Genomic DNA, 26,529 nt, shown 5'->3' with positions numbered 1-26,529 from the left:
GTGGCAGACCGGTGCGCCCGTCCTCGGTTCAGTTGGTGGGTAGTCGATCGGTGGACCGGTTCTCCAGCGCCGCAGCGACATTCGCGATGCCGGCGCGCACGCCCTGGTCGTATTCGGGGCGGTCGGCGAGCGTGCCGAGGCCGTCCCGCGCCTGCGCCAGGTGCCGGTGGGCGGTGTCGAACGCGCCCAGCCGCCGGTAGCAGTCCGCCAGGTTCAGATGCAGCGACGGATAGAAGCCGCGCACGCTCAGCGACGCGTCGTGCTGCTGGGCACGGTCGTCGGTGAGCGCGTCGGCGGCGTCCAGTGCGCGCAGATCCCAGGTGAGCGCGTCGGCCGCGTGCTCCTGCACATCGGCCAGGTAGTGCGCCAGCGTGCAGCGGTGGAACGGATCGCCTGCCGCGCCGATCGAATCCCACAGTGCGGTGAGCGCCTCCCGTGCGGCATCGGTATTCCCTTGCCGCCCAAGGGTTACCGCCTCGGTGATGGCGATCATGGTCTCATCGACGACAGTCATGCGCCCCACCGTAGCCGCGGGGTCCGACAGGTTCCGGCCCCGCGGATCGGCGCGGCTACTGCTTCGGCCGCCCGTGCCGTCCGTCGCCGGTGATGCGTCCACGCCGGATCAGATCCCGCTTGGTGCCCGGCCCGAGCGTGATCTGCTCGTCGGACCCCTCGGCCGGTTCCTGCGGATTCGGCCGCACGAACAGCGTGACCGTGGTGCCCTCGGTGAAACCGTTCTTGCGCATCATCGACGCCGAGGCCGTGTTGTGGTTCTCCACATCGGTGACGATGCGCCGCGCGCCGTGCTTGAACAGCGTGTCGCAGCAGGAGGTCATGAGCCGACCGGCGATACCGCGCCCCTGCATATCCGGATCGACCGCGATCCACTCCAGATACGCCCAGTCGTCGCGCAGCTCGAATTCCATCGAGGCGAGCACGAATCCGACCACCCGATCCGAATCCACCGCCACCCAGCAGGAACGGCCCGCACTGTCCAGGTGCTCGGCCACCGAGGTCAGCGACCATGAGGTGTAGGGCTTGGCGGAGGTGTCGAACACCTGGTAACCGAGGTCGATGACCTGACGCAGATGGCCGAGGCCCATCGGGACGATGGCTATGTCGGATTCCATGCGGCTAGTTTGCCAGGCGGATGCCCCGGCTTGTCGAATCCATGACCGCCGCTGTGGCGGCAGCCACGCGGCCCGCTACGCGCCCTTTCGGGTGGCCTGTTTCGCCGGAGCCTTCTTCGCGGTCTTCTTGGCGGTGGTCTTCTTCGCCGCGGCCTTGGCGGGCTTTTCCGCGGTCTTCTTGGCGGCGGCCTTGGCGGCCGGTTTGCGGCCGGAGGCTTCCAGACTGCGCTGCAGCGCGGCCACCAGGTCCACGACCTCGGCATCCATTTCGGGCGCGGCGGTTTCCGGCGCACGCTTCACCTTGCTGCTGCCGCTGGCGATGGCCTCGTCGATGAGCCGCTTCAATTCGATCTGATATTCGTCGACATACAGGCTCGGGTCGAAATCATCCGAGAGCGTCTCCACCAGCGTCTCGGCCATCTTCAGTTCCTGGGCCTTGGGTTCGGCGACGCCGTCGAGTTTGTCGAAGGCCACCGCGCGCACCTCGTCCGGCCACAGCATGGTCTGCAGCACCAGCACGCCGTCCCGCACCCGCAGGGCGCCCAGCCTGGTCTTCTGCCGCAGCGTGAAATGCACCAGCGCCACCCGGTCGACTTCCTCGAGGGTCTTGGCGAGCAGCACATACGCCTTCGGGGTATTCGAATCCGGTTCCAGGTAATAGCTCTTGTCGTACAGAATCGGATCGATCTGATCGATCGGCACGAATTGCAGCACCGGAATCTCGTGCTTCTCCGCGGCGGGCAGCTTCGAGAAATCCTCGTCGGTGAGAATCACCCGGTCACCCTCGGGAGATTCGTAGGCCTTGTCGATATCGGAATACTGCACGGGCTGCCCGTCCACGGTGCACACCCGCTCATAGCGGATCCGCCCACCGTCGGCGGCATGCACCTGGTGGAACTTGATGTCGTGATCCTCCGTGGCGGTGTACACCTTCACGGGGACGTTCACGAGTCCGAACGCGATGGAGCCCTTCCAGATGGACCTCATGGACCCCACTCTACGTTCGACCATTCGTCCCGTCTGCCCGAATCGCCGTCGACCTGCTGTTCAAGCCGGTTCCGGCAACCACCTGACCAGCATCGACGGGAGCCGCCCGATGAGTGAACCAGGACAGATCAGCACCGACGTGCTGCCTACCGCACGGCGCTCCGCCCCGCCACTGCCCGACGCCGAACTGCGCTAGCGTCTCACAGTGTCGATCCGCGCCAGCCCAGCTGCAGTTCGGTCGACCCGGGACCCCGGCGGAAGGCGTGCAGCGCTGGGGCGCAACCGGTTTCGAAAGCGGCCACACGGGACGGCGGCTGCCAGGTGTGGTCGCCGTCGAAGGACGTGTACCAGATCTCCGGCCCGCTCGCCGACTTCCAGATGAGGTGCAGCCTGCCATCGTGCGCGGCCAGCGCGGGCGCGAGATCGGAGTAGGCGTCGGGCGGATTGGCGCGCGAAACCCAGTTGACCCCATTGCCGGAACTCCACAGCCGGATGAATTTGTCATTGTCCAGGGTCGCGTGCGTGCCGCGGTGGGCGAGATACAGGGTGTCGCCCACCGCCGCCGGCGCTGGGCTCTCGGCTGAAGCGATGCCGGGCAGCGCCACCGGCGCACTCCACCCCGTGTCGCCGCGCACCGACATGTAGATGCCCTGATTGGAGCGGGCGACCTGCTCGCCGCCGCGCCAAAAGGCGTGCAGCACACCGCGAAACGCCACCAGTGCGGGCGCGCAGGCGGTCTCGGCTCCGCCGAGGATCAGCTGATCCTCCCACTTGTGCCCATCGGTCGACGAGGACCAGTAGATACTCTGATCCCGGTCTGCTCCCTTCCATGCGATATACAGCCGCTCACCCCCCGAATCATTCACGGCCGCAAGGGCGGGCGCTTCCGAGGTGCCCACATATGGAAGATTCCAAGGCCCCGTCCACATCTCCCCGTCAGCTGTGCGCGAGAACCAGATGCTGTTGGAACTGTCATCGGCCCGCCAAGCGGCATGCAACTGCTGCTGGAATACCGCGAGCGCGGGCCCTCGCGGCGAGGTGGCGCCGGGAATCGGAGCCTGGTCGACCCATGCCCCACCCTGCACGGCACCGGACGCCCACAACCGTGTATCGGAATTTCGACGGGAATCTGCGAACACCACTGACCTCACCGCGGCCTTTCTGCGGCTCCAGCACTAGGAAAGAACGGTCACCCCGTTGTGCCCCGAGGCTCCCCAGTCTATCCGCCGAACCCCTCCGGCAGTGCGAAACCCGTTCGCGCAAAGCACATTTCAGCGCAGTGAGCCCATCCCGGTCGGTTTGCCGCAACCCATGCACAATCTCCACACCATGCCCATCGGAGCGACACCCCCGATAACTATCGTGATGCCCATGATCAAGAACAGGCCGGCCCTTCCCGCATTGCTCTACATCGTCGGTGCGATCGTCCTCGGCCCGACCATCTTTCTGGCCGGCTACCTGATCACGCCCGCCAACGGGGACTTCTGCGACGCGAGTCCCCACGGCTCCCGCGAACAACGAGACCGCGACTACGCCCTGATCGGAAACATCCAATCCATCGGCGGCGCAATCATGTTGGTGATCGGCGTACTTGTCCTGCTCCACCTGTGGATCAACCATCGCCGAGTGGGGTGGCTGGCCGCCGCCCTGCTCACCGTGGGAATCCTCTTCATGGCCTGCGGCTACTCCATCCTGCTCAGCGCGGGCCTGGCCGGAACTACGACCTGCTGAGTCCGGCCCGGAAAATGGTTTGCGATGCCCCATCCGATTCTGCGAATGTTGTTCCACCGCAGGTTCTTCCGAACAGCGGTGAATGGAAGGTTCCGGCCTGCGGAGGCCAGCTGGTCTTGAACACCAGAGGGGCGTTTCGGCGTTGGGGTTCGACTCCTCAACCTTCCATCTGGGAGACAAACCGGCCAGGGCGCCGGAATCCGTTGCTAACGGAATTGAGCCTTCGGGCTTGGGATTCGAGTTCTCTGTCTTCCGCAGCGGTGTGGCGCAGTTCGGTAGCGCGGCGGGTTCATACCCCGTAGGTCGCCGGTTCGAATCCGGCCACCGCCTTGAACCTCCGTAGCTCAGCGGTAGAGCTGCCGCCTCTTAAGCGGCATGTCGTACGTTCGATCCGTACCGGGGGTACTTTCCGCCGAGCCTCAGGACGCGACGCAGAGGGGATGGCGTCGCTGGGTGATGCGTGGGGATGTCGCGGCGGGTGAAGGCGTAGATTCCGGCTGTGGCCAGGGCGGCTGCCAGGAGCAGGGACAGGATCGGAGCCCAGGGGTTGAGGGATTCCTGGGGGACTCGGCCCACCCAGTCGAAGGGGGACAGGTGGCGGGTCCACTGAGGGAGGCGGAGGGTGTCCGCCAGGGTGGCGATGACGGCCACGGCGGCGAAGACGGCCCAGCCCAGGCCCTGCCAGGCTGGGCGAATGCCATAGAGGGCCAAGGGGATTGCGGCGAGGACAAGGGTTGCGGGGAGGTAGGCGAGGGTGGCCGTGGCGAGGCGGGTCCAATCGGCGGTGTCGCCGGTGGCGGAGGCCGCGCTCGCGCCGAGTGCGAGGCCGCTGAGGAGGGCCACCACGATCGTGCCGAGGACGACTGCCGAGAACTCGGCGGTCAGCCAGCGGGTGCGGCTCCGGGATCCGGCCAGCAGGGGTTCGAGGCGGTTGCCGGGTTCTTCTTCGGCCGTGCGGCCGACGGCCTGTACCGCGTAGCCCGCGACTATCAGGGCCAGGAGCACTACCACGAAGGCCAGGTAGGCGTCGGCCTCGCCACTGCCGCCGAATGCGGTTCGCATGGTCTCGTTGTCGGCGATGGCCTCGTGTACGGCATCGGTGAGGGCGCCGAAGGCGAGGGCGACGAGCATGCCGATCACGCTCCAGGCCGCGATGGCTCCGCGCTGTTTGCGCAGAGCGAATCCGAAGGGCTGCAGGAGGATCGGGGACGCGGCCAGGGGTCCGCGCCGGGAGGAGAAGACGCCTGCGCCGAGGTCGCGGTGAGCGGCCAGCAGGGCGGCGAGCGCGGTCACGGCGATGGTGAAGGTCAGGAGCAGGGCGAGCGGCCACCAGCGCGCATTGCCGAAAGCCTGTGTCTGCTCGGCCCATCCGATCGGTGAGAGCCACACGAGCGCGTTGCCGCGCACGTCGCCGACACCGCGCGCCAGGAAGGTGACCGCCAGGATTGCCAGGCACAGGGCGGTGACGGTGCGGGAGGCTGCGACGACCTGCGCGCAGGCGGCCGCGACCGCGGCGAAACTCCAGGCCAGCAATGCGATGGACAAGGAATACAATACTGCGCCTTGTCGATTCAGATCGAGAGCGAGCAGCGTTGCCACAGTGACTGCGGTGATCACCAGCAGGGCCGCGCCGACCACGGTGAGCGCGGCGGCGAGGGCGGCGGTGCGTCCGATGGATCCGGCGCGCAGCAGTTCCACGCGGCCGGATTCCTCCTCGCGCCTGGTCATGCGCGTCACCAGGTGAATCGCCATGAGCGGGAAGGCCAATGCGCTGATGAATCCGAACTCGTAGGCGATCACCCCGCCGATATTGTCCAGCCCATAGGGCTTTCCGTTGATGGCGAACAGTGCTGTGCCGGATTCGGTGGCCGCGCGGTAGGTGGCCAGCTCGGCGGGCGTGGAGTACATGCTGTCCAGGGACAGTGCGGTGGCCACGAAGACGACCGCCAATCCCAGTGTCCAGCAGAGGATCTGGGTGCGGTTGCCGCGCCAGCAGAGGGCCGTCATGGTCGAGAACCCACCCATGTCACACCCCCGCGGTCTCGGCGTCGGCGCTGTCGTAGTTGCGCAGGAACAGTTCGTCCAGGCTCGGCGGATTCGCGGTGAGCGAGACCAGTCCGGCGGCGTGCAGCGCGCCGATCGCGGCATCCACCGCGGCCGGTTTCACACTGAAGGACACGCTGTAGCGCCCGCCCGAGGGGTGGATGTCGAGGGTGCTCACCTCGGCGGAAGTATCCAGACCGCAAGGACTTTCGACGGTGACGGCATGCACCTGGGTGGCGGTGTGGCGGCGCAGTTCGTGCAGGGTGCCGGTGGAGACGGTGCGCCCGTGCCGGATGATGCTCACCCGATCGGCGAGTGCTTCCACCTCGGCGAGGATGTGGCTGGACAGCAGCACCGTGCAGCCGGCTCGGGTGCGTTCGGTGAGGGTCTGCTGAAAGACCTGTTCCATCAAGGGATCCAGGCCCGAGGTGGGCTCGTCGAGGATGAGCAGTTCACTGTCGGTGGCGAAGGCCGCGACGAGCGCCACCTTCTGCCGGTTGCCCTTGGAGTAGTCCTGGCTCTTCTTACCCGGGTCGAGGTCGAACCGTTCGATCAGCTCGGTGCGCCGGGCCGTGTCCAGCGTGCCGTGCGCGGCCGCGAGCAGATCGAGGCATTCGCCGCCGGTGAGCCCGGGCCACAGTGAGACGTCGCCGGGCACGTAGGCGAGCCGGCGATGCAGTGCGACGGCCTCGCGCCATGGGTCGCGTCCGAAGAGCCGGGCGGTGCCGCCGCTGGCCCGCATCAGCCCCAGCAGAATCCGGATGGTGGTGGATTTCCCCGCCCCGTTGGGTCCGAGGAATCCGTGTACCTCGCCGCGGTGTACCCGCAGGTCGAGGCCGTCGAGGGCGGTGAAATCCCCGAATGTCTTGCGCAGGCCGATGGTCTGGATCACCGCGTCCGTAGCGTTCGCCGATGCTGTCATAATGCCTCCCCAGGCGACTGGAACCGCTCGTGTGTACCGATGGTACACATCGATAGTGTGCATCATTGGGTCGCATTCGCCTAGGATGATTTTCGTGCCACTTCCTCGCTTCACCCGCCTGCCCACTGCCGAGCAGCGCCGCATCCTCGATGTCGCCCAGCGCGCCTTCGCGGCCGATGGCATCGAGGCCGCCTCCTACAACCAGATCATCGCGGCGGCGGGCATCTCGAAGTCCTCGGCCTACAACTATTTCGACGGCCGCGACGACCTGCTGCGCGCCGTCCTGGACGGAGTCGCCGCCCGCCTGACCGAGGCCCTGGGACCCTGGACGAAAGTCGCCACCCCTGCCGAGTTCTGGCAGCAGATCAAGGCCGCCGAATTCCGCCTGCGTGCCCACATCGACACGCGCCCTGAGGATTTGGCCCTCATCGATCCGGCCTTCCTGCTCGGCGCGCAGAGCACGTTCGTCGCCTGGATCCGCGACCTGGTCGACAATGGGGCCGAAATCGGCCTGGTGACAGTCGAATGCGACCGTGATCTCCTGGTGCAGGCCACCGCGGCGGTCATCCGCGCGGGCGACGCCTGGGCCGCCGCCGCGCTACGCGAAGGCCGCGATCTGGACCCGGACCAGCCCTGGAACCTGATCCGCAATCTCTGGGGAGTTCCGCCGCGCCCCTAGCCGGGTCGACGTCGAGTGTTTCGAACTGGGCCGGGCACGCCGGACACTGCTGCCGTCGGGGCCGGTGTTATTCCCCGAAAACACTGTTCGCGTCGATTGGGAGTGGCTCGACGACTGGGTCCGAGTCGTCCAGTGCGGGCGGGATATAGGTCACGCCGCGCTTGGCGGCTCGGGCTTCGAGTTCCGCGTGCAGTTCTTTGCGGATCGCGGCGACTTCGGCGGCCAGGGCGTCGCGGTCCTGCTCTCGTTCCCGGAGGTTGGCTCGCAGACCCTCGAGGGTGTTGTTGAGCGACAGCAGACGGCGGTCCGCGCCTTTCAGCTGATGTTCGAGGATGGCCCGGCGGTCCACGACCGCACTGGCGTCCTCGACCCAGGTCATCACGTAGTCGAGCCACTGCGGCTGTTTGGGCATCTCGACGCCGTCCTCCCAGCCTTTGCGCTGGGCTGCCTTGGGCGAGATGACCCGTTCGCCGCCGTGCTTCTTGGGCGCGTTGAGCTGGATGAGGCTGAATTTGCCCGCGCTGGTGACGACGGCGGTGAGGCGGAAGCGGCCGATCAGGTGCATGCGGAGTTCGGCGGCGCCGCGGCCGTCGGCGTCGATCGCGCCGAGCCAGGGGCCGAAGGACGCTTCGATGATCGACTCGAGAATGCCCAGCTGACCCACGCCGCAGCGCATGCGGGTGACGCGGCGGCGTAGGTCGTCGGTGGTGTCGGTCATCTGGTCCCAGTGCATCCGGTGAATATATCCGTGTCCGATTCGTACCCTGGGTAGGGAACTTCCGTGCCGTGGCGTGGGTTGTACCCAACGCCTAACGAAGGAGGAAGCGTGACCGACACGCGTACTGCTGTTCTCGCCGGTGGATGTTTCTGGGGTATGCAGGACCTGATTCGCAGGCAGCCGGGTGTGCTGGCGACCCGGGTGGGCTACACCGGCGGGTCCAATGACAACCCGAACTATCGGAATCATCCGGGGCACGCGGAGGCGGTGGAGATCGTCTACGACCCGAAGGAGACGGATTACCGGGCGCTGCTGGAGTTCTTCTTCCAGATCCACGATCCGACGACCAAGGATCGGCAGGGCAACGACATCGGGACCAGCTACCGGTCCGCCATCTTCTACACCGATGACGAGCAGAAGCGGGTGGCGCTCGACACCATCGCCGACGTCGAGGCGTCGGGCCTGTGGCCCGGCAAGGTGGTCACCGAGGTGACGCCCGCGCCCACGTTCTGGGAGGCCGAGCCCGAGCATCAGGACTACCTGTTGCGCTACCCGAACGGCTACACCTGCCACTTCCCGCGTCCGGGCTGGAAGCTGCCGAAGCGCGAAGCTGTCACCGAGTAATCCGCCAGGGGCCGATGAGTTTTCGGCCCGGGAAGCGTCCACATGGATATGACGACACATGTGCTCACGCTTCCCGAGGTCGACCTCACCTACGACGTGCACGGCCCGCTGCCGACCGCCGACGGCCGTGCACCCCTGGTCATGATCGGCCAGCCGATGGACGCCGGCGGTTTCCGCGCCCTGGCCGCCCAGTTCCCGGACCGGACCGTGATCACCTACGATCCGCGCGGCCTCGGCCGCAGCACCCGCCGGGACGGCCGCACCGACAGTGTGCCGGAGGTCCAGGCCGAGGATGTGCACGCCCTCGTCGAGAAGCTCGGTGCGGGCCCGGTGGACCTGTTCGCCAGCAGCGGCGGCGCGATCACCGCTCTGGCGCTGGTGACCGCGCATCCCGGCGATGTCCGCACGCTGGTCGCGCACGAACCGCCGCTGGTCACCGTCCTGCCCGACGCCGCGGCCGCCGACCGCGCGCTGACCGGAGTGCGAGAGGCGTACCAGGCCAAGGGATTCGGCGCGGGTATGGCCGCCTTCATCGCCATGACCTCCTGGCAGGGCGAGTTCACCGACGCCTGGTTCGCCCGGCCCGCCGCCGACCCCGCCATGTTCGGCCTGCCGTCCGAGGACGACGGCGGCCGCGAGGATCCGCTGCTGTCGGAACGCGCCGTCGCCGTCACCGCGTACCGTCCCGATATCACCGCCCTGCGGGCCGCTCCGACGCGCATCGTGGTCGCCGTCGGGGAGGAATCCGCGGGTACTTTCACCGCCCGTACGGTCGAGAGCCTCGCCGCGCTGCTGGAGCAGCAGCCGACCGTGTTCCCCAGCCATCACGGCGGCTTCGTGGGCGACGAGTACGGCTACCCCGGCAAGCCCGAGGAGTTCGCCCGCGTCCTGCGCGAGGTGCTCGACGAATCTCGCTGAGTCCGAGAGGTTTTCCCGCAGCGTGTGCCGCGCGGACCGTGCCGCCGCCCCGGTGGCCACCGTTTCGATCGCGAAGAGCATCACACCGGCGACCCGTGTTCCGAGGAGTAGTTTCGATAGGAAACTACTTCACCGAGAAGGGGCGAACGATGACGCGACGCGCAGTGGTCACCGGCGGTGGAACCGGAATCGGAAAGGCCGTGGCCCGGCGCTTGGCCGGTGCGGGCGACGAGGTGGTCGTCGTCGGCCGCCGACTGCCGATCCTGGAGGCCGCGGCCAAGGAGATCAATACCGAGATCGGCGCGGAACGCGTCAGCGCCGCCGTGGCCGATCTGACGGTTCCCAACCAGGTCGAGGCGCTCGCCGCCCGGTTCGCGGGCGACGGCCTCGATGTGCTGGTCAACAATGCGGGCGGCAACCCCGCACACGCGCCGGATGATCTGACCGGACTCGCCGACGCGTATCTGGAGACCTTCCGGCTGAACGTGATCACCGCCGTGCTGGCGACCGAGGCGCTGCTACCGCACATCCGGCGGCCGGGCGGGCGGATCATCTCGGTGAGTTCCATTGCGGGACTGCGTGGTCCGGGCGCCTACGGTGCGGCGAAGGCGGCCCTGCACGGCTGGTCGCTGGGTCTCGCGCAGCAGTTGGCGCCGCAGGGCGTGACCGTCAATGTGGTGGCCCCGGGATTCGTCCCGGATACCGAATTCTGGTCGGAGCGACTGACTTCGGAGCTGGCGGCCGACCGGATCGCGCAGATTCCGGCGGGCCGCGCGGGCACTCCCGAGGAGATCGCCGCCGGTATCGCCTACCTCGCGTCGCCGGACGCGGGCTGGACCACCGGCCAGATCCTGCAGATCAACGGTGGAACCCTGCTCGGTCGCGGCTGAGTCCCGACACAACCCGCGCCGAGTCACCGCGCCGGCATCACGGTGCCGATCGCGCCGGCCAGCGCCCGCGCGACGGCCTCCGCGCCGGTGCGCAGTGCGGCCGCGAGCTCTGGATCGGCGCCCGCCGCCGGCATGGCACCCGAGTAGTCCTGGTCCGAGGTGATCACGTCCACGGTCAGATTGCTCATCCGGAATCGGGTGCGCACCTCGGTTCCGTTCGGTCCCACGCGGCGCTCGCGGGTGTCGGCGTCGTCGCCGATGTCCATTCGGGTGAACTCGTCGGGGGCGTTCGCGCGGAAGCGCTGGAACTGGTCCGCGGCCGCCGCGGCAGCGTCGCCGGGGGAGTCGTTCACGGTGAACGAGATCGACAGGTAGCGCAGTGCCGAGCTCGAATCCGCCTGTGCGAGTTCGCCGAACCGGGCATTGCAGATCAGATGCGTCGCGGCCATGCCCGGTGCGGCCGACAGATCGGTGGGGGTGAACACCGCGCCCGCGCCGTAGCGCGTTCCGGCGTACTGCCGTACCGCGTCCGCCACCGGCCGCACCGAGGTGGCGGCCGCGCAGTCCGCGGGCGGTGCGGTGAACTGCCGGGTGGTCGCGGATGCCGTCGTGGACCCGGTGTCGGAGGTCGAACAGCTCGCCACGGTCAGTCCCGTCAGTAGGAGTGTCCCGACGCCGGCGACGGGCCCGAAGGTTTTGGCGCGCAAGAAGATCCCCACAATCAACGGCACGATCGACGGCTTGCTGCGCCGCCGGGAACAGCCTCCACGGACCGCGATCCGCTGTCAATCAACGGATTGCTTGACCTACAGGGGTTTTCACCGCAAGGCGAGGGCGAGGAAGAAGTCGACGCGGTCCTCCAGCCGGGACAGATCGCGCTCGGTGAGTTCCTCGATGCGCTGGATCCGGTAGCGCAGCGTATTCACGTGCAGGTGCAGGAGTTCCGCGCATTTGGTCCAGGATCCGGAGACCTCGAGGAAGGTTTCCAGCGTGTGCACGAGGTCGGCGCGATTGTCCTTGTCGTAGTTGATGAGCGGGTCCAGCAGCCGGACCCGGAACATGCGGCGCACCTCGTCGGGGACGCTGGCCAGCAGCAGCATATGGGTGGCGAGTTCGTCGTGCCGGACCACGCTGGTGATCTGATTGCGGGAGGCGGCCATGCGACGGGCGTAGCGGGCCTCCTCCACCGCGCCGCGCAACCCCTCACCGTCGACCGCGCCGCTGATGCCGACCGCCAGCCGGCTGCCCTGCAATCCGGGTTCGAGGGCTTCGATGGCCCGGTGGATGCGGTCGTCGATGTGCGGATCGTCGCCGAGCGGCACCAGCGCGATGGCCTCGCCGTCCACGATTCCGGCGGCAGGGCTTGCGCCGTAAAGGATTTCGCGCAGCAGCGCGCGCAGTTCGCGGGGCCGGACCGCGCCCGCGTCGGCGGTGGCGGCCACGGCCAGGTAGCGGTCCGACAACCCCAGTCCGGTGAGCTCGAGCCGCGAGATGATCTCGGTGGGCTTGGCGTCGGACACGATCAGTTCGATGAGCTCCTGCGCCAGCCGTCCTTCGGCGCTCTGCCGATCGTCCTGGCGCGCGCGTTCCAGGGAGACCACCGCCGCCAGCTCCCCGGTGATGAGCCGCCGCTCCTCCGGCCAGTCCTTGTGGTCGCTCTCGAACACCAGGAACCAGTCGGCAACCCGTGAGGTGCCGTCCGGATCGACCGCGAACAGCGAGTACCGGGTCCCGTCGACGGCGACCACGTGCGGTAGTCGCCGGGCGGCCAGAAAAGCCGTGCGCAGCGCTTTCGGCGGAAGCTCCGAAGGTCCGGCGACCACCCGGCCGGTGGAGGTCACCACCCAACATCGCGACCCCAGATTGCGGTCGATGAGTTCGAGTACCGAATCCAGCCCACCGCCGGACACCAGCTTGCGATGCCGATCCAGGATGGCGGCCAGATCCGCGGCCCGCCCGGTCGACAGATTGCGGTTGACCTGCTCGGTGACCGTGGCGAACGCGATCTGCTCGGGTACCCGGAACAGCGGGATTCGGTGTTTCCGACAGGCCTCGACGATATCGTCGGGCGCTTCGCCGTAGAGCGCGTCACCGGCCGCGAGCGCGGCGACCTTGGCTCGGGCCAACGCGGCCACGAAGGTCTCGCTGTCGCCGGGTGAGCGTCGCCACTGCATGCCGGTGAGCACGAGTTCGCCGCCGGAGAGGTATCGGCTGGGGTCCAGCATGTCGGTGGTGACGACCCAGCGTACGAAGCGTTCCAGCTCGTCCTCTCCGGTGACGAGTTCCAGGCCGATCTCGCTCATGGCGAGCAGGGAGCGCAATCGCATGATTGCCAACGCTAACAGTGAGTGACCGTCCGGTTACCACGCTTGGATGTATCTACGAAGATCCCGCTGTGAAGCAGGCCACATGTTCGGAGGTCTCGTCCCTGCCGTCCTGGACGTGTGCCCGGTGTACTTACCGGGCAACACGCCAATGGATGGAGGTCGGATGTCGAGTCGCCTGGAATGGCTCGGATCGCTGCCCCTGGAGGAAGCCGAGGCGCAGCTGCTGACCTGCTGTGCGTCGCGGCGCTGGGCGCGGAAGATGGTGGCCAATCGCCCCTATCTGGGCGAGCTGGGTCTCGAGGAGGCCGCGGTCGCGGGGATCAGGGAACTGGAGTGGCCGGATATCGAGGAGGCTCTCGCCGCGCACCCCAGGATCGGTGATCGAGCCGAAGCTGTTCGCTCGCACGGGATTTCGCAGCGGGAGGCACAGTGGTCCAGTCAGGAGCAGTCCGGGACGGCAACCGCGTCGGTTGAGGTGCTCGATGAGCTCACTGCGCGAAATATCGCCTACGAGAACAGATTCGGGCATGTGTTCCTGATTCGCGCCACCGGCCGCAGCGCCGGGGAGATGCTTGCGGAACTGCATCGCCGGCTGCACAACTCGGCGGCGGACGAAAGAGAAACCGTCCGAGCCGAACTCGCCGACATCACCGTCCTGCGGATCCGGAAACTGCTGGGGTTGCTATGAGCCTGTCCACGCATGTGCTCAATGCCGCGACCGGCCGCCCCGCCGCGGATCTGCCGGTGCGCCTGGAGGCCGAAGTCGGCACCGTGCTCGCGCAGGGCCGGACCGACGCCGACGGACGCATCAAGGATCTGCCCGCCCCGGCGGCCGGCGTGCACCGCCTGATCTTCGAGACCGGCGATCTGAGCCCGTTCTACCCCTCGGTGACCATCGCTTTCACCGTCACCGATCCGGCGCAGCACTATCACGTGCCGCTGCTGCTGAGTCCCTATTCCTTCTCCACCTATCGAGGTAGCTGAACCATGTCGATCAAGCTAGGTCCCAATCGTTACGGCAAGGCGGAGACCCGCGTCGTCCGGGTGACCAAGAACGGCGCCAAGCACGATCTGCGGGATCTGAACGTGAGCGTGGCGCTGTCGGGCGAGATGGAAGCCGTCCACTACACCGGCGACAACGGTGCGGTGCTGCCCACGGACACCCAGAAGAACACGGTGTTCGCGTTCGCCAAGGAGTACGGCATCGCCTCGCCGGAGGATTTCGGCCTGCGGCTGGCCCGGCATTTCGTGGATTCGCAGCCGACCATCGGGCACGCCCGGGTGGAGCTGGAGGAATACACCTGGGAGCGGAATGTGGTAGGGCTCAACAGCCATCCGCATTCGTTCGTGCGCTCGGGCCGCGAAACCCGCACCGCCGTAGTGCATTACGACGGCCGCAAGGCGTGGGTGGTGTCGGGTCTGAAGGATCTGGTGGTCCTGAACACCACCGGCTCGGAATTCCACGGCTTCATCAAGGACCGCTACACCACGCTGCGGGAGACCAGCGACCGTGTGCTGGCCACCGAGGTGAACGCGCAGTGGCGGCACACCGGCGACACCATCGAGTGGGACAAGTCCTACGAGGTTGTGAAGCGTTGCCTGCTCCAGGCTTTCGCCGATACGCACAGTCGCTCCCTGCAGCAGACGTTGTTCGAGATGGGGGAGCGCGTGCTCGAAACCGTCTCCGACATTGTGGAAGTCAAGCTCCAGCTGCCCAACAAGCATCACTTCGAAGTGGATCTGTCCCCGTTCGGTCAGGTCAACGGCAACGAGGTGTTCTGGGCCGCCGATCGTCCGTACGGCCTCATCGAGGGCACGGTGGTGCGCGAGGTGCCGGCCGCCGGACCGGCGTGGGATTGAGAGCGGGAGCGGCGCAATGGAATTCCTCCGACCCAACGACTGGGCGCACGCCTTGGAGCTCAAGGCGCAACATCCCGACGCCGTGCCGATCCAGGGCGGCACGGATGTCATGGTGGAGCTCAACTTCGACCGGCACCGGCCCGGCTACGTGCTGGATCTGAATCCGTGCCGGGAGGTCTTCGGCGTCGATCGCACCGACGGGCAATTGCGCATCGGCTCGGGCGTCCCATACGTGAAGATCATCAACCGGTACGGTCGCGAACTGCCGGGTCTGGCCCAAGCCTCGCGCACCGTCGGCTCCCCGCAGATCCGCAATCGCGGCACGGTGGGCGGCAACCTCGGCGGCGCGTCCCCCGCCGGTGACGCGCATCCGGCACTGCTGGCGGCGAATGCAGTGGTGGAGGCCGAATCCGCGGCGCGCGGCACCCGCATGATCCCCATCGACGACTTCTACGTCTGGGTGAAGAAGAACGCGCTGGAACCGGACGAGCTGATCCGCGCCGTCTGGCTGAAGCCGGCCACGGGTCCGCAGTACTTCGCCAAGGTCGGCACCCGCAACGCCATGGTGATCGCGGTGTGCTCCTTCGCCATCGCCCTGCATACCGACACCAGGACCGTCGGCACCGGTATCGGTTCGGCGGGCCCGACCCCGCTGCGGGCCGTCGCGGCGCAGGACTTCCTGGCCGCGAATCTGCCCTGGGACAACCCGATTCCGCTGTCCGAGGAGCTGGCGCGCGAATTCGGCGCGCTGGTCTCGCAGGCCGCCAAGCCCATCGACGATGTGCGCGGCACCGCCGACTACCGCAAGCACGCGCTGTCGGTGATGGCGCGGCGCGCACTCGGCTGGGCCTGGACCGACTACACCGCAGAGAGGAGGGCCGCCTGATGCGAATCACCTTCGATGTCAACGGCTCCGAGGAAATCGTCGACGACGTCTGGGAGGGGGAGTCCCTGCTCTACATGCTGCGTGAGCGGGTCGGGCTGCCCGGTTCCAAGAATGCGTGCGAACAGGGTGAATGTGGTTCATGCACTGTCTATCTCGACGGCACTCCTGTCTGTGCTTGTCTGGTGGCGGCCGGCCAGGTCCAGGACCGCTCGGTTCGCACGGTGGAAGGTCTCGCTGATGGGGATCGACTCGACCCCATGCAGCAGGCGTTCGTCGAATGCGGCGCGGTCCAGTGCGGATTCTGTACGCCGGGGCTCCTGGTCCAGGCGCACGACCTGATCGAACGCATTCCGGACCCGTCGGACGCGGAGATTCGCGAGGCGCTCGCCGGAAACCTGTGCCGCTGCACCGGTTACGAGAAGATCCTGGACGCCGTACGTCTGGCAGCAGAGCGGAAGGCGGCAGCCAAATGACCAAGCTCGTCATCGAGAACGCTTATATCGCCCCGGTCGTGGGCGAGGAGATCCCCGACGGATATCTGATCGTCGGTGACGACGGTCGCATCGAAGCCCTCGGCGCGGGACCCGCGCCGACGGTGGTGGGAGCCGACCGCCTCTCCGGCACCGGCTGCCTGGTGACCCCGGGCCTGGTGAACACCCACCACCATCTCTACCAGTGGGCCACCCAGGGCCTCTACCAGGACGCCACCCTGTTCGAGTGGCTGACCGGGCTGTACCGCCTGTGGGCGCGCATGGACGCCGAGGTCGTCTACGGCGCTGCCTCGGCGGGCCTGGGCTGGCTGGCGCTGACCGGCACCACCACCTCCACCGATCACCACTACGTCTTCCCCAAGGGCCGTGGCGATCTGTTCGAGGCCGAGGTGCGGGCCGCGCGGGAGCTCGGCGTGCGCTTCCACCCCTGCCGCGGGTCCATGGACCGTGGCCAGTCCCAGGGCGGGCTGCCGCCGGACGAGGTGGTGGAGCAGCTCGACGAGATCCTGGCCGACACCGCCGAGACCATCGACAGGTACCACGACGCGTCCTTCGACTCGATGTTGCGCGTGGCCGTGGCCCCCTGTTCGCCGTTCTCGGTGAGCGAGGCGCTCATGCGGGAATCGGCGGCGCTGGCCCGCGACAAGGGCGTGCGCCTGCACACCCATCTCGCCGAAACCCTCGACGAGGAAGAGCACTGCCTCGAGCAGATGGGTTGCACGCCTGTCGAATACATGGAGAAGCTGGGCTGGCTCGGCGACGACGTGTGGTTCGCGCACGCGGTGCACCTGCACGACAAGGATATTCGCCGCTTCGCCGACACCGGCACCGGCTCGGCGCACTGCCCGAGCTCGAACGCCCGCCTCGGCGCGGGTATCGCCCGGGTGATGGACCTGCTGGCCGCGGGCGCGCCCGTCGGCCTCGGCGTGGACGGCGCGGCCTCGAGCGAACTGACCTCGATGGCCGGGGAGATGCGGCAGGCCATGCTGTTCCAGCGCGCCGTGCACGGTCCCAAGGCGCTCACCGCCCGCCAGGCCCTCGAGATCGGCACCCTCGGCGGTGCGCGAAACCTGGGGCGGCAGAACGAGATCGGCTCCCTGGAGCCCGGCAAGCTCGCCGACATCGCCATCTGGAAGGTCGACGGATTCCGTTCCGCGCTCACCGATCCGGTGTGCTCGCTGGTGTTCGGCCCGCAGCCGCCGCTGGCCCGGTTGCTCGTCGGCGGCAACACCGTCGTGGAGAACGACGAGCTGAAGACGGTCGCGCACGACCAGGTCGGCCGCAACGGCGTCGCGGCGCGCGAGCGAATCATGCGGCAGGAGCAGCGATGACGAGCGTACGCACCACCAACTTCCCGCACGAGGTCGCCGCGCCCGGTCGCGGCGGCATCGGCGAGAGCCCGCTGCGGCCCGACGGCACGCTGAAGGTGAAGGGCGAATTCGCCTACTCCTCGGACCTGTGGATCGACGGAATGCTGTGGGGCGCAACGCTTCGCAGCCCGCATCCACGCGCCAAGATCCTCAACATCGACATCTCGAAGGCGCTGGCCATGACCGGCGTGCACGCGGTGCTCACCCACGAGGACGTGCCCGGCCGCAAGGTGTACGGGCTCGACCACACCTGGGATCAGCCGGTGCTGGCCTTCGACGAGGTGCGCCACCACGGCGAGCCCATCGCGCTGGTCGCCGCCGACCACCCCGAGATCGCGCGCCGTGCCATCATGGCGATCGAGATCGAATGGGAAGTGCTGGAACCGATTACGGATCCGATGGCGGTCGTCGCCGATCCGGAGGCCAATCGGGTGCAGGAGCGCGGCGGCATCACCCGTCACCAGCCGGTGCGCGTCGGCGACACCAATGTCGGCCGGGAGCTGGCCGCCGTGGTGGTCACCGAGGAGTTCGAGGTCGGTATTCAGGACCAGGCGTTCCTGGGCCCCGAATCCGGTCTGGTGATTCCCACCGACGAGGGCCTGGAGTTCTACGTGGCCACCCAGTGGCTGCACTGGGACCTCACCCAGATCGCGCCCTGCCTGGATCTGTCCCAGGACCAGATCAAGATGACCATGGCGGGTGTGGGCGGCGCTTTCGGTGGCCGCGAGGATATTTCGATGCAGATCCACGCCGGCCTGCTGGCGCTGCACACCCGCAAGCCCATCAAGATGATGTACAACCGCGAGGAGTCCTTCTTCGGGCACGTGCACCGGCATCCGGCGCGCATGCGCTACGAATACGGCGCCATGGCCACCGGAAAGCTCACCTACGCCAAGGTTCTCATCGTCCTCGACGGCGGCGCGTACACCTCGGCCACCCAGAACGTGGTCGGCAACGCGTCCTCGCTGGCGGTGGGGCCGTACGAGATCCCGCATATCGAGATCGACGTCTACGGGGTGTACACCAACAATCCGCCGTGTGGCGCGATGCGCGGATTCGGCGCTGTGCAAGCGTGTTTCGCGCACGAATCCATGATGGACAAGGTTGCGCTGTCGCTGGGCCTGGATCCGGTCACCGTACGTCAGGTCAATGCCGTCAAGCAGGGGTCGAAGCTGGCCACCGGGCAGCTGGTGCACGCGCCGATGCCGATGGCCGAGATGCTCGAGATGTCCAAGGCCATGGAATTGCCCGGCCCGACGGACTTCTCGGATATCCGCAACCTGCCCGGCGGTGCGTCCCAGACCACCCATGGTGAGGGCGTGGTGCGCGGCGTCGGCTACGGCGTCGGCATCAAGAACATCTGCTTCTCCGAGGGCTTCGACGACTACTCCACGGCGCGTGTGCGTTTGGAGATCATCGGCGGCGAACCGGTGGCGCTCGTGCACACCGCGGGCGCGGAGGTGGGCCAGGGCCTGGTCACCGTCGAGGCGCAGATCGCGCGCACCGAACTCGGCATCGAGAAGGTCGTCATCCACCCCGCCGACAATGGCGTGGGCTCCTCCGGCTCCTCGTCGGCCTCACGGCAGACCTACATGACCGGCGGCGCGGTGAAGGCGGCGTGCGAGGCAGTGCGCGACCGGCTGTTGCAGCTGGCGCGGGTCCGCCTGGATACGCCGAAATTCCTGCAACTGGTGGGGGGCAAGCTGGTCACCAACACCGGTGAGGTCATGGCGGCCATCGAGGATGTGCTCGGCGACGACGTCCTCGAGGAGACCCGCGAATTCCACCACAAGCCGACCACCGGCATGGATCCGATCACCGGTCAGGGTGACAGCCACACCCAGCTCGCGCTCTGCGTGCACCGGGCCGTGGTGGATGTCGACACCGACCTCGGATTGGTGAAAGTCGTTGCGCTGGACGCGGTCCAGGATGTCGGCAAGATCATGAACCGCCTGTCCCTCGAGGGCCAGATCCACGGCGGTTCGATTCAGGGACTGGGTCTGGCCGTGATGGAGGAAATTCAGGTAACCAACGGCAAGGTACGAAACCCGTCCTTCACGGACTATCTCATCCCCACGATTCTCGATACACCCCCGCAAAAGCTGGAGATTCTCGAAAACGCCGATCCGCACGCCCCTTACGGCCTGCGCGGCGCGGGCGAACCGCCCACTCTGTCCTCCACGCCGGCGATCGTCGCGGCCATTCGCGACGCCTGCCGGAACCGGGGCGGCTCCGGGAACATCACCCGGGTGCCGGTGCGACCGGAAGACATCATCCGGAGCAGTTGATCAACAGGGGCAGACCGAATCCGCGGTAGGGACCCCACAACAGCGATACACCGAATCCGCGGTCCGGGGAGTTCATCGATGTGGCGATGAAGAGCCCGGACCGGCGGTCGGCTACGCCCCGAGGAGGGCAGCCATGACCCAGACCAAGTCCCCGACTACTACCCCCGACGTCAGTCGGTCGGCACTGGACCGGTTCTTCCGGATCAGTGACCGGCGCAGTACCGTCTCGCGCGAAATCCGCGGCGGTATCACGACTTTCGTGGCGATGGGGTATGTGATCCTGCTGGTTCCGTTGATCATCGGCGGAGTCGCCGACATCGACGGCAACAAGCTGAGCATCGCGCAGCTCACCACCGCCACCGCCTTCTCGGCCGGATTGTCCACGATCCTCATGGGATTGGTGGGCAATGTGCCGCTGGCACTGGCGGCCGGGCTCGGGGTCGTTCCCGTCGTCGCCTTCCAGGCGGCGCCCTATATGACCTGGCCGCAGGCGTTCGGCCTGGTCGTGCTCATGGGCGTGATCATCGTGGTGCTCGCCGCCACCGGTCTGCGAACCATGATCATCAATGCCATTCCGGTCGCCCTGAAGAATGCCATCGGCGTCGGCATCGGCATGTTCATCGCCATGATCGGCCTGGTCTCCTCCGGAGTCGTCGGCCACGGCACGCCCGGCGGCCCGCCGGTCACGCTCGGCGCGGACGGACATCTGCAGGGCTGGCCCGTGGTGATCTTCGCCGTCGGCCTGCTGCTCATGCTCGCGCTGTTCATCCGCAAGATCCCGGGCGCGATCCTGATCAGCATCGCGGTGGTGACGGTGCTCGCCGTCGTCATCAACTCGGTGGCCACCATCGAACCCACGGCGTGGGGCGCGGTGGTACCCACGGCCCCCGAATCCTTCTTCGCCGCACCGGATTTCGGTTTGATGCTGAATATCGACCTGTTCGGCGGCTTCGCTCGCGCCGGCGGTCTGGTGGCCGGGGTCGTGCTGTTCACCCTCGTGCTCACCGGCTTCTTCGACGCCATGGGAACGGTCTTCGGCGTCTGCGACGAGGCCGGACTGCTGGACGAGAAGGGCACCATGCCCGGTATCGGCAAGATCCTGACCGTCGACGGTGTCGCCCAGGTCATCGGCGGTGCGAGCGGCGGTGCGGGCAGCACGGTCTACGTGGAATCGGCTACGGGCGTCGGTGAGGGGGCCCGTACCGGACTCACGAGTGTGGTCACCGGCGGATTGTTCCTGGCGGCAATCTTTTTCACGCCGCTGGCCGCTGTCGTCCCGATCCAGGCCGCGGCTCCGGCCCTGGTGCTGGTCGGCGCGCTCATGATGACGCAGGCCCGCAAGATCGACTGGCAGGACCTCGAGGTCGCGGTGCCGGCATTCGTGACCATCGCGCTCATGCCGTTCACCTACTCGATCACCAACGGCGTCGGCGCGGGCCTGATCGCGTACGCGGTGATCAAGGCCGCGCGCGGCAAATTCCGCGAAGTCCACTGGCTGGTCTGGGTGGTGAGCCTCGTGTTCGCGGCCTACTTCGGAATCTCCGCCATCGAACAGGTCCTGGGAGGCTGATATGCGCGACATCGCGGCACAACTGGTGAATTGGCATGCGGCACACCAGCGCTACGCCATCGCCTCGATCATCGGGATCGGCGGCAGCGCGCCCCGCCCGGTCGGCGCGGCCCTGGCGGTGAACGCCGACGGTGAGGTCGTCGGCAGCATCTCCGGCGGTTGCGTCGAGGGCGCGGTGTACGAGTTGTGCCGCGAGGCGCTGGACACCGGCGAAACCCTCCGCGAAACCTTCGGCTACAGCGATGCCGACGCCTTCGCGGTCGGACTCACCTGCGGCGGCACCATCGAGGTGCTGGTGCAGCCGGTCGCCGACGCCAATCGCGCCGCGCTGGAAGCGATGCTGCGGGCCGAGGGCGCGGCGACGCTGGTGCGCGACGTGCGCACCGGCGCGGCCATGGCCCTGGGCGACTGGTGGTCGGTCGGCGCGGCGTTCTCCGAGACCGTGGTCGCCGAGGCGCGGGCCATGCTCGACGCCGGGGCGACCGGGTTGCGGACCATCGGCTGCGACGACGAGGAGATCACGGTCTTCGTGGAATCCCATGTGCCACCGCCGCGGATGATCGTCTTCGGCGCCATCGACTTCGCCGCCGCGGTCGCCCGCATCGGCAAGTTCCTGGGCTATCACGTCACCGTCTGTGATGCCCGCCCGGTCTTCGCCACCCGCGCCCGCTTCCCCGAAGCGGACGAGGTCGTGGTCGAGTGGCCGGACCGCTATCTCGCCCGCACCCGCGTGGACGCCCGCACCGTGCTGTGCGTGCTCACCCACGACGCCAAATTCGATGTGCCCCTTCTCGAAGTGGCGCTTCGCCTGCCGGTGGCGTTCGTGGGCGCGATGGGATCGCGACGCACCCACGCGGACCGCGCGCAGCGCCTCCGCGAAGCCGGGGTGACCGAGGTCGAACTCTCGCGACTGCGGTCACCCATAGGGCTCGATCTCGGCGGCCGTACACCCGAGGAGACCGCCGTCTCCATCGCCGCCGAGATCGTCGCCCTGCGGCGCGGTGGATCGGGGCTACCACTGGGCATGAGTGGCGGCCCCATCCACCGCGACAGTAGCCCGCTACCCGATCTCGAGGTACCGGACCACCTGGGTGTGACTGTGTAACACCACGATCCAGGATGAGGGGAGAGCTCCCGGTGGAGCGTGCGGGCAGTGCGCGCACCACCGGGAGCTTTCCTTATGTCCGGTTCACAAGTTTGCTGGAAGTTTGTTCGCATCGGTTGCGGGTACCGCCTGATCGCACCGCATTTTCGGTAGATCGTTCCTGAATTCAGCACCCGGATCGGACCCCACACGTCCGCCGAGTGCTGCCGACAGTTAGGAGAGATCATGGCGAATCCCACGATGGAGTCACTGATCGGCGCCACCGTCTACGACAGCGCCGGCGAACCGATCGGGCGGGTGGAGAACTTCTACCTGGACAATCAGACCGGAGCACCGACCTGGGTGGCGATGATGGACGCCACGGGCGACGGTCCGACCCTCATCCCGCTCGACGGCGCGGGCTACCGCACCGAGGATATGAGCCTGCGCGTGCCCTACGCCGAGAAGCAGATCCGCACCGCGCCGCACCTCGAACACGACGGGCGCATCGACCCTCGCGCCGAGCAGGAGCTGATGGCCTACTACAGCAGCGGGCAGCGCCGCTCCATCCCGATGGGCGCCACCAATGCTGCTGCGCGCCAACGGATCCGGCCCGGAGCAGAAGAACCCATGACCTACGGCGGCGACCAGGGCGCGGGGCTGACCCGCTCGGAGGAACGTCTCGTCGTCGGCACCGATCGGGAGGAAACCGGCACCGCACGCCTGCACAAATACGTGGTGGAGGAAGAACAGACGATCACCGTGCCCACCACGCACGAGGAAGCCCGGCTGGTGCGCGAGCCGATCACCGACCGCACCGACGCCACCATCGGCGAACAGGACCAGGAGATCGTGCTGCACGCCGACCGTGTCACCGCGCACAAGGAGACCGTGCCCGTCGAACGCGTGGGCCTGGTGGTCGACGAGGTCGCCGACGAACAGACCGTCAGCGACACCGTCCGCAAGGAGCGCATCGAGGCCGAGGGCGTGCGCGAGGACCGCATGCGCGACGAAAAGAACGACAGGGCATAGCTTTTCGATCCGATAACGCGAGGAGGAGTTGCTATGGAATGGCTGCTCGGAGTACTCGGAGGCGCGGTCGGCGGCGGTGTGGGCGGGGCCCGGAACCCGCTCGGCCCGCTGGTCAACGGCGGTATCGGCGCGGCAGGCGGCGGCATCACCGGCGCCATCATCCAGGCCGCGACATCCGGCGGACTGGACTTCGGCCAGATCCTGGCCCAGGTCGGCGGCGGCGGCCTCGTCGGCGCGGCGCTCTCGGCCCTCACCGGCCTCGCCACCCGGCCCAAGACGGGCGACATCCGCTGACCGCACCCATCGTGGACGACCCTGACAAGGAGCTTCCCATGTCACGTTGGAAGAACACGGTTTTCGGCGTCGGCGCGGCCTTCGGACTGTTCGCCGCCGCGGGCCTGGGCCTGCTGGCCACCCCCGTCGCGACGGCACAGCCCGCTGACGCCGGTCCCGCCATCGACGCCCACTACGACGACAAAGGCGGAGCGAACTCCCCGCTCGGCCACAAGATCGGAGCCGTCTATGCTTTCGGCCCCGACGGCGCCGCCCAGAACTACCAGGGCGGCACAATGATCTATTCCCCCGAGACCGGCGCGAAGGTCATGTACGGCGCCATCCTCGACAAATACCTGGCCTTGGGCGGAGCCGACGCGGGCCTCGGCTACCCGGTCAACGACGAATCCGACGCCCCCGTCGCGGGCACCGCCCGCTACAGCGAATTCTCCGCTCCGGAGGGCGCGACCATCGAATGGAGCCCGCAGCACGGCGCCTGGCTGGCCCGCGGCCCCATCCGCACCGCCTGGTCCCACCTGCACGCCACCGACGGCGTGATGGGCGCCCCACTCTCGGACACCACCGTGGAGAACGGCGTCTACACCCAGCGCTTCGCGGGCCAGAACGGCATCCCGGTCGACATCCGCTGGAGCGCCGCCGACGGATTCGCCACCACCCCACCCGATATCGCCACCCAGCTGACCGGCCTGGACGTATCCGCTCCCGGCGCTGCCCCCGGTGGCCCGGCTCCCGAATCAGCCACTGCGGCAACAGATTCCGGGACCAGCTCCGCCGCCAAATGGTGGGCCCTACCGCTGGGCCTGGTGATCGCGGCCGCCGCCGGTGGACTGGCCGCCCTGGTCACCAAGGCTGCTCGCGGGTCCCACCACTCGAATCCCGGTGTGCCCGGACAGAACACCGCGAGCGATAGCGCCACAGCCCGTGGCAAGGCCGCGGCCACGAGCAGCGCCATGACCGCAGGTAGTGCCGTGACCGGGGGCACTGCGATGTCCACGGCCACGGCTGGAATGCGCCGGGCCGGAGCCCATCTCGCGAGTGCGGCCGAACGCACTCGCGGGATGCCTCGCGCCGGCGGGGTGTGAGGATGCGCGGGGCGAGACCCGTCCAACCGCGGCCTCGCCCCGCGCTGTCACCCGGTCAACCCGGCCGCTGGATGGAAATTCGTTCAGGCACGCTGTCCGATCCCGCCGGGCGGCCTGGCCGTGCTGCGCGCCCCGCCGACGGTTCGACGCGCTGCGCGGCGGGGGTGGCCTTGCCGTGCTGATCGCGCGTCGACGGTTCGACGCGCTGCGCGGCGGGCTGCCTTGCCGTGCTGATCGCGCGTCGACGGTTCGACGCGCTGCGCGGCGGGCTGCCTTGCCGTGCTGATCGCGCGTCGTCGGCTCCACGCACTGCGCGGCGGGCTGCCTTGCCGTGCTGATCGCGCGTCGTCGGCTCCACGCACTGCGCGGCGGGCTGCCTTGCCGTACTGATCGCGCGCCGACGGCTCCACGCGCTGCATAGTGCGGGTGGCTATGCTCGGGGAGGTGTCCGATACCTTGTCGAGCAGGTCTCTTGCCTGGCGGCACGCCGGGTGGGGTGCGTTGATCGCTGTCGCGGCCGCGCCGGTGGCGGCCGCTGTCGTGGCGCTGGTGTATCGCTTTCCGGTGCCGTTGTCGGGGTATACCTCCGGGTTCGGCAGTACCTGGGCTGCTGTGGTCGGCAGTATTTTCTATCTGGTGCTGGGTGGCGCGATCGTGCTCGGAATCCTCGGTGCCGCAGGCGGTTTCCTGGCGGCGCGCATCGGTGGGGCCGATGCGCGGCTGCGCTGGTGGCTGACCGGGACCCTTGCCGTGCTGGTGGCGTTGCTCGGTGCGATCTCACTGGCCGTGCTGGAGTGGTTCGTCGGCGCCTGGTGAGTCGATCGGGGTGGTCAGCGGAGGTCGTCGGAGAGTGCGCGGCCAACGGTGGTCAACAGGGGCACCGCGCGGTCGACGAGGTCTTCGGTCATGCGGCCGACCGGGCCGGAGATCGAAATGGCCAGGCGCGCGGGGGCTTCGGGGAGGGCCACCGCGACGCAGCGGACGCCGAGCTCCTGTTCGCCCTCGTCCATGGCGTAGCCGGTGCGGGCGGCGTGTTCGAGTTGGCGGGCGAATTCGGCGGGGTCGGTGATGGTGTGGTCGGTGTAGCCGGGCATTCCGGTGCGCTGCAACAGGTCTCGGACCTTGTCGGGGGGCATGCCGGCGAGGATGGCCTTGCCGACGGCGGTGCAGTGCGGGAGGACGCGGCGGCCCACCTCGGTGAACATGCGCATGGAGTGGCGGGAGGGAACCTGGGCCACGTAGACGATGCGGTCGCCGTCGAGCATGGCCATATTGGCGGATTCGCCGAGTTCGTCGACCAGGCGGGTGAGGTGGGGGCGGGCCTGGGAACTGAGCATGCGGGCCGAGCTCTCGCCCAGTTTGATCAGCTTGGGGCCCAGCACGTACTGGCGTGACGGTTCCTGATGGAGATAGCCCAGATCCACGAGCGTGCGGACGAGGCGGTGGATGGTGGGCAGCGGGAGACCGGATTCGGTGGCCAGCTGCGAGAGACCCATCATGCCGCCGTGGTCGGCCATGGTTTCCAGCAGGCCGAAGGCGCGTTCGATCGATTGCACGCTGCCCGATCGCCCTCGGGAGGTATTCGCTGCGGTCACTGGCCCAC

At 68.0% G+C, this 26,529-nt stretch carries 28 protein-coding genes and 3 tRNA genes; 21 read left to right on the top strand and 10 right to left on the bottom strand.

Annotated features, from left to right (window positions below; translation table 11 throughout):
* Positions 1-28: 28 nt before the first annotated feature.
* The 4 genes from JK358_RS19070 to JK358_RS19055 all read right to left on the bottom strand — a co-directional run bounded on the left by JK358_RS19070 (position 29) and on the right by JK358_RS19055 (position 3,016).
* Positions 29-514 (bottom strand): hypothetical protein, encoded by a 486-nt coding sequence (locus JK358_RS19070; RefSeq protein ID WP_201949086.1) that lies wholly within the window; start codon positions 512-514, stop codon positions 29-31.
* A 55-nt stretch (positions 515-569) separates the two neighbouring features.
* Positions 570-1,130 carry a GNAT family N-acetyltransferase gene (locus JK358_RS19065; RefSeq protein WP_201949085.1) on the bottom strand — a complete coding sequence of 187 codons (561 nt, stop codon included), beginning with the start codon at positions 1,128-1,130 and terminating at the stop codon, positions 570-572.
* Between the two features lie 75 nt (positions 1,131-1,205).
* Positions 1,206-2,117 carry a non-homologous end joining protein Ku gene (gene ku / locus JK358_RS19060; RefSeq protein WP_201949084.1) on the bottom strand — a complete coding sequence of 304 codons (912 nt, stop codon included), beginning with the start codon at positions 2,115-2,117 and terminating at the stop codon, positions 1,206-1,208.
* A 200-nt stretch (positions 2,118-2,317) separates the two neighbouring features.
* On the bottom strand, positions 2,318-3,016 hold the full coding sequence (locus JK358_RS19055) for a sialidase family protein (protein ID WP_201949083.1): 699 nt from the start codon (positions 3,014-3,016) through the stop codon (positions 2,318-2,320).
* Between the two features lie 472 nt (positions 3,017-3,488).
* On the opposite strand from JK358_RS19055, the gene JK358_RS19050 reads away from it, so the two are divergent.
* From JK358_RS19050 to JK358_RS19035, 4 genes are all read left to right on the top strand, one after another.
* Complete coding sequence (locus JK358_RS19050; RefSeq protein WP_201949082.1) at positions 3,489-3,848, top strand: hypothetical protein; 360 nt, start codon at positions 3,489-3,491, stop codon at positions 3,846-3,848.
* An 84-nt stretch (positions 3,849-3,932) separates the two neighbouring features.
* Positions 3,933-4,016, top strand: a tRNA-Ser gene (locus tag JK358_RS19045).
* Positions 4,017-4,104: 88 nt separating this feature from the next.
* A tRNA-Met gene (locus tag JK358_RS19040) sits at positions 4,105-4,178 on the top strand.
* Positions 4,179-4,181: 3 nt separating this feature from the next.
* Positions 4,182-4,253: transfer RNA gene (locus JK358_RS19035), tRNA-Lys, on the top strand.
* Here the strand turns inward: JK358_RS19035 and JK358_RS40795 are convergent.
* Both JK358_RS40795 and JK358_RS19025 read right to left on the bottom strand, forming a co-directional pair.
* Positions 4,215-5,855 carry an ABC transporter permease gene (locus JK358_RS40795; RefSeq protein WP_504739719.1) on the bottom strand — a complete coding sequence of 547 codons (1,641 nt, stop codon included), beginning with the start codon at positions 5,853-5,855 and terminating at the stop codon, positions 4,215-4,217. The two genes, JK358_RS19035 and JK358_RS40795, sit on opposite strands and share 39 nt — an antisense overlap.
* 19 nt (positions 5,856-5,874) lie before the next feature.
* Positions 5,875-6,813, bottom strand: a complete 939-nt coding sequence (locus tag JK358_RS19025) for an ABC transporter ATP-binding protein (RefSeq protein ID WP_201949080.1) — start codon at positions 6,811-6,813, stop codon at positions 5,875-5,877.
* 94 nt (positions 6,814-6,907) lie between these two features.
* Here JK358_RS19025 and JK358_RS19020 point away from each other — a divergent pair, with 94 nt between their 5' ends.
* Complete coding sequence (locus tag JK358_RS19020) at positions 6,908-7,492, top strand: TetR/AcrR family transcriptional regulator (protein WP_201949079.1); 585 nt, start codon at positions 6,908-6,910, stop codon at positions 7,490-7,492.
* Positions 7,493-7,559: 67 nt separating this feature from the next.
* Here the strand turns inward: JK358_RS19020 and JK358_RS19015 are convergent, their stop codons facing one another.
* Positions 7,560-8,225 carry a hypothetical protein gene (locus JK358_RS19015; protein WP_201949078.1) on the bottom strand — a complete coding sequence of 222 codons (666 nt, stop codon included), beginning with the start codon at positions 8,223-8,225 and terminating at the stop codon, positions 7,560-7,562.
* Between the two features lie 141 nt (positions 8,226-8,366).
* Between JK358_RS19015 and msrA the strand changes: the two genes are divergently transcribed.
* From msrA to JK358_RS19000, 3 genes are all read left to right on the top strand, one after another.
* Positions 8,367-8,834 carry a peptide-methionine (S)-S-oxide reductase MsrA gene (gene msrA / locus JK358_RS19010; RefSeq protein WP_232851589.1) on the top strand — a complete coding sequence of 156 codons (468 nt, stop codon included), beginning with the start codon at positions 8,367-8,369 and terminating at the stop codon, positions 8,832-8,834.
* A gap of 42 nt (positions 8,835-8,876) precedes the next feature.
* A complete protein-coding gene (locus tag JK358_RS19005; RefSeq protein ID WP_307817619.1) occupies positions 8,877-9,752 on the top strand; it encodes an alpha/beta fold hydrolase in 876 nt (291 codons plus the stop codon).
* Positions 9,753-9,901: 149 nt separating this feature from the next.
* Positions 9,902-10,642 carry an SDR family NAD(P)-dependent oxidoreductase gene (locus JK358_RS19000; protein WP_201949076.1) on the top strand — a complete coding sequence of 247 codons (741 nt, stop codon included), beginning with the start codon at positions 9,902-9,904 and terminating at the stop codon, positions 10,640-10,642.
* 23 nt (positions 10,643-10,665) lie between these two features.
* Here the strand turns inward: JK358_RS19000 and JK358_RS18995 are convergent, their stop codons facing one another.
* Positions 10,666-11,373, bottom strand: coding sequence for a hypothetical protein (locus JK358_RS18995; protein WP_201949075.1), 708 nt, complete (start codon positions 11,371-11,373; stop codon positions 10,666-10,668).
* An 87-nt stretch (positions 11,374-11,460) separates the two neighbouring features.
* The gene (locus JK358_RS18990) at positions 11,461-12,969 is read right to left on the bottom strand and encodes a PucR family transcriptional regulator (protein WP_201949074.1); all 1,509 of its coding nucleotides are present in this window, start codon (positions 12,967-12,969) and stop codon (positions 11,461-11,463) included.
* Positions 12,970-13,132: 163 nt separating this feature from the next.
* Here JK358_RS18990 and uraD point away from each other — a divergent pair, with 163 nt between their 5' ends.
* The 13 genes from uraD (at position 13,133) to JK358_RS18925 (ending at position 25,742) form a co-directional block, all read left to right on the top strand.
* Positions 13,133-13,657, top strand: a complete 525-nt coding sequence (gene uraD / locus JK358_RS18985) for a 2-oxo-4-hydroxy-4-carboxy-5-ureidoimidazoline decarboxylase (RefSeq protein WP_201949073.1) — start codon at positions 13,133-13,135, stop codon at positions 13,655-13,657.
* Positions 13,654-13,953 carry a hydroxyisourate hydrolase gene (gene uraH, locus JK358_RS18980; RefSeq protein ID WP_201949072.1) on the top strand — a complete coding sequence of 100 codons (300 nt, stop codon included), beginning with the start codon at positions 13,654-13,656 and terminating at the stop codon, positions 13,951-13,953. Before uraD ends, uraH begins: the two co-directional genes overlap by 4 nt.
* 3 nt (positions 13,954-13,956) lie before the next feature.
* Complete coding sequence (gene pucL / locus JK358_RS18975) at positions 13,957-14,829, top strand: factor-independent urate hydroxylase (RefSeq protein ID WP_201949071.1); 873 nt, start codon at positions 13,957-13,959, stop codon at positions 14,827-14,829.
* 16 nt (positions 14,830-14,845) lie between these two features.
* The gene (locus JK358_RS18970; protein WP_201949070.1) at positions 14,846-15,715 is read left to right on the top strand and encodes an FAD binding domain-containing protein; all 870 of its coding nucleotides are present in this window, start codon (positions 14,846-14,848) and stop codon (positions 15,713-15,715) included.
* The gene (locus JK358_RS18965; RefSeq protein WP_201949069.1) at positions 15,715-16,188 is read left to right on the top strand and encodes a (2Fe-2S)-binding protein; all 474 of its coding nucleotides are present in this window, start codon (positions 15,715-15,717) and stop codon (positions 16,186-16,188) included. Before JK358_RS18970 ends, JK358_RS18965 begins: the two co-directional genes overlap by 1 nt.
* Positions 16,185-17,537, top strand: coding sequence for an 8-oxoguanine deaminase (locus JK358_RS18960; RefSeq protein ID WP_201949068.1), 1,353 nt, complete (start codon positions 16,185-16,187; stop codon positions 17,535-17,537). Before JK358_RS18965 ends, JK358_RS18960 begins: the two co-directional genes overlap by 4 nt.
* A complete protein-coding gene (locus JK358_RS18955; RefSeq protein WP_232851537.1) occupies positions 17,534-19,864 on the top strand; it encodes a xanthine dehydrogenase family protein molybdopterin-binding subunit in 2,331 nt (776 codons plus the stop codon). Before JK358_RS18960 ends, JK358_RS18955 begins: the two co-directional genes overlap by 4 nt.
* Before the next feature lie 133 nt (positions 19,865-19,997).
* Entirely contained in the window at positions 19,998-21,434 is a 1,437-nt protein-coding gene (locus JK358_RS18950) for an NCS2 family permease (protein WP_201949067.1), read from the top strand.
* A gap of 1 nt (position 21,435) precedes the next feature.
* On the top strand, positions 21,436-22,539 hold the full coding sequence (locus JK358_RS18945) for an XdhC family protein (protein WP_201949066.1): 1,104 nt from the start codon (positions 21,436-21,438) through the stop codon (positions 22,537-22,539).
* 225 nt (positions 22,540-22,764) lie between these two features.
* Entirely contained in the window at positions 22,765-23,550 is a 786-nt protein-coding gene (locus tag JK358_RS18940) for a PRC and DUF2382 domain-containing protein (RefSeq protein WP_201949065.1), read from the top strand.
* A 33-nt stretch (positions 23,551-23,583) separates the two neighbouring features.
* Positions 23,584-23,844 carry a hypothetical protein gene (locus JK358_RS18935; RefSeq protein ID WP_201949064.1) on the top strand — a complete coding sequence of 87 codons (261 nt, stop codon included), beginning with the start codon at positions 23,584-23,586 and terminating at the stop codon, positions 23,842-23,844.
* A gap of 38 nt (positions 23,845-23,882) precedes the next feature.
* Positions 23,883-24,926, top strand: a complete 1,044-nt coding sequence (locus JK358_RS18930) for an LGFP repeat-containing protein (RefSeq protein WP_201949063.1) — start codon at positions 23,883-23,885, stop codon at positions 24,924-24,926.
* 444 nt (positions 24,927-25,370) lie between these two features.
* Positions 25,371-25,742 (top strand): hypothetical protein, encoded by a 372-nt coding sequence (locus tag JK358_RS18925; protein ID WP_201949062.1) that lies wholly within the window; start codon positions 25,371-25,373, stop codon positions 25,740-25,742.
* Between the two features lie 14 nt (positions 25,743-25,756).
* Here the strand turns inward: JK358_RS18925 and JK358_RS18920 are convergent, their stop codons facing one another.
* Positions 25,757-26,482: an IclR family transcriptional regulator gene (locus JK358_RS18920; RefSeq protein ID WP_307817618.1), complete on the bottom strand. Its 726-nt coding sequence runs from the start codon at positions 26,480-26,482 to the stop codon at positions 25,757-25,759.
* Between the last annotated feature and the right edge of the window lie 47 nt (positions 26,483-26,529).

Origin of the sequence: Nocardia acididurans (genome assembly GCF_016741815.1) — a bacterium.
In the GTDB taxonomy this organism is placed as follows: Bacteria; Actinomycetota; Actinomycetes; order Mycobacteriales; family Mycobacteriaceae; genus Nocardia; species Nocardia acididurans.
This window is presented reverse-complemented; position numbering and strand designations above follow the sequence as displayed.

Coding starts and splice junctions, on each gene's coding strand:
- JK358_RS19070 (WP_201949086.1), bottom strand. CDS start 514: ATGACTGTCGTCGATGAGACCATGATCGCCATCACCGAGGCGGTAACC.
- JK358_RS19065 (WP_201949085.1), bottom strand. CDS start 1,130: ATGGAATCCGACATAGCCATCGTCCCGATGGGCCTCGGCCATCTGCGT.
- ku (WP_201949084.1), bottom strand. CDS start 2,117: ATGAGGTCCATCTGGAAGGGCTCCATCGCGTTCGGACTCGTGAACGTC.
- JK358_RS19050 (WP_201949082.1), top strand. CDS start 3,489: ATGATCAAGAACAGGCCGGCCCTTCCCGCATTGCTCTACATCGTCGGT.
- JK358_RS40795 (WP_504739719.1), bottom strand. CDS start 5,855: ATGACGGCCCTCTGCTGGCGCGGCAACCGCACCCAGATCCTCTGCTGG.
- JK358_RS19025 (WP_201949080.1), bottom strand. CDS start 6,813: ATGACAGCATCGGCGAACGCTACGGACGCGGTGATCCAGACCATCGGC.
- JK358_RS19015 (WP_201949078.1), bottom strand. CDS start 8,225: ATGCACTGGGACCAGATGACCGACACCACCGACGACCTACGCCGCCGC.
- msrA (WP_232851589.1), top strand. CDS start 8,367: ATGCAGGACCTGATTCGCAGGCAGCCGGGTGTGCTGGCGACCCGGGTG.
- JK358_RS19005 (WP_307817619.1), top strand. CDS start 8,877: ATGGATATGACGACACATGTGCTCACGCTTCCCGAGGTCGACCTCACC.
- JK358_RS19000 (WP_201949076.1), top strand. CDS start 9,902: ATGACGCGACGCGCAGTGGTCACCGGCGGTGGAACCGGAATCGGAAAG.
- JK358_RS18990 (WP_201949074.1), bottom strand. CDS start 12,969: ATGCGATTGCGCTCCCTGCTCGCCATGAGCGAGATCGGCCTGGAACTC.
- uraD (WP_201949073.1), top strand. CDS start 13,133: ATGTCGAGTCGCCTGGAATGGCTCGGATCGCTGCCCCTGGAGGAAGCC.
- uraH (WP_201949072.1), top strand. CDS start 13,654: ATGAGCCTGTCCACGCATGTGCTCAATGCCGCGACCGGCCGCCCCGCC.
- pucL (WP_201949071.1), top strand. CDS start 13,957: ATGTCGATCAAGCTAGGTCCCAATCGTTACGGCAAGGCGGAGACCCGC.
- JK358_RS18970 (WP_201949070.1), top strand. CDS start 14,846: ATGGAATTCCTCCGACCCAACGACTGGGCGCACGCCTTGGAGCTCAAG.
- JK358_RS18965 (WP_201949069.1), top strand. CDS start 15,715: ATGCGAATCACCTTCGATGTCAACGGCTCCGAGGAAATCGTCGACGAC.
- JK358_RS18960 (WP_201949068.1), top strand. CDS start 16,185: ATGACCAAGCTCGTCATCGAGAACGCTTATATCGCCCCGGTCGTGGGC.
- JK358_RS18955 (WP_232851537.1), top strand. CDS start 17,534: ATGACGAGCGTACGCACCACCAACTTCCCGCACGAGGTCGCCGCGCCC.
- JK358_RS18950 (WP_201949067.1), top strand. CDS start 19,998: ATGACCCAGACCAAGTCCCCGACTACTACCCCCGACGTCAGTCGGTCG.
- JK358_RS18945 (WP_201949066.1), top strand. CDS start 21,436: ATGCGCGACATCGCGGCACAACTGGTGAATTGGCATGCGGCACACCAG.
- JK358_RS18940 (WP_201949065.1), top strand. CDS start 22,765: ATGGCGAATCCCACGATGGAGTCACTGATCGGCGCCACCGTCTACGAC.
- JK358_RS18935 (WP_201949064.1), top strand. CDS start 23,584: ATGGAATGGCTGCTCGGAGTACTCGGAGGCGCGGTCGGCGGCGGTGTG.
- JK358_RS18930 (WP_201949063.1), top strand. CDS start 23,883: ATGTCACGTTGGAAGAACACGGTTTTCGGCGTCGGCGCGGCCTTCGGA.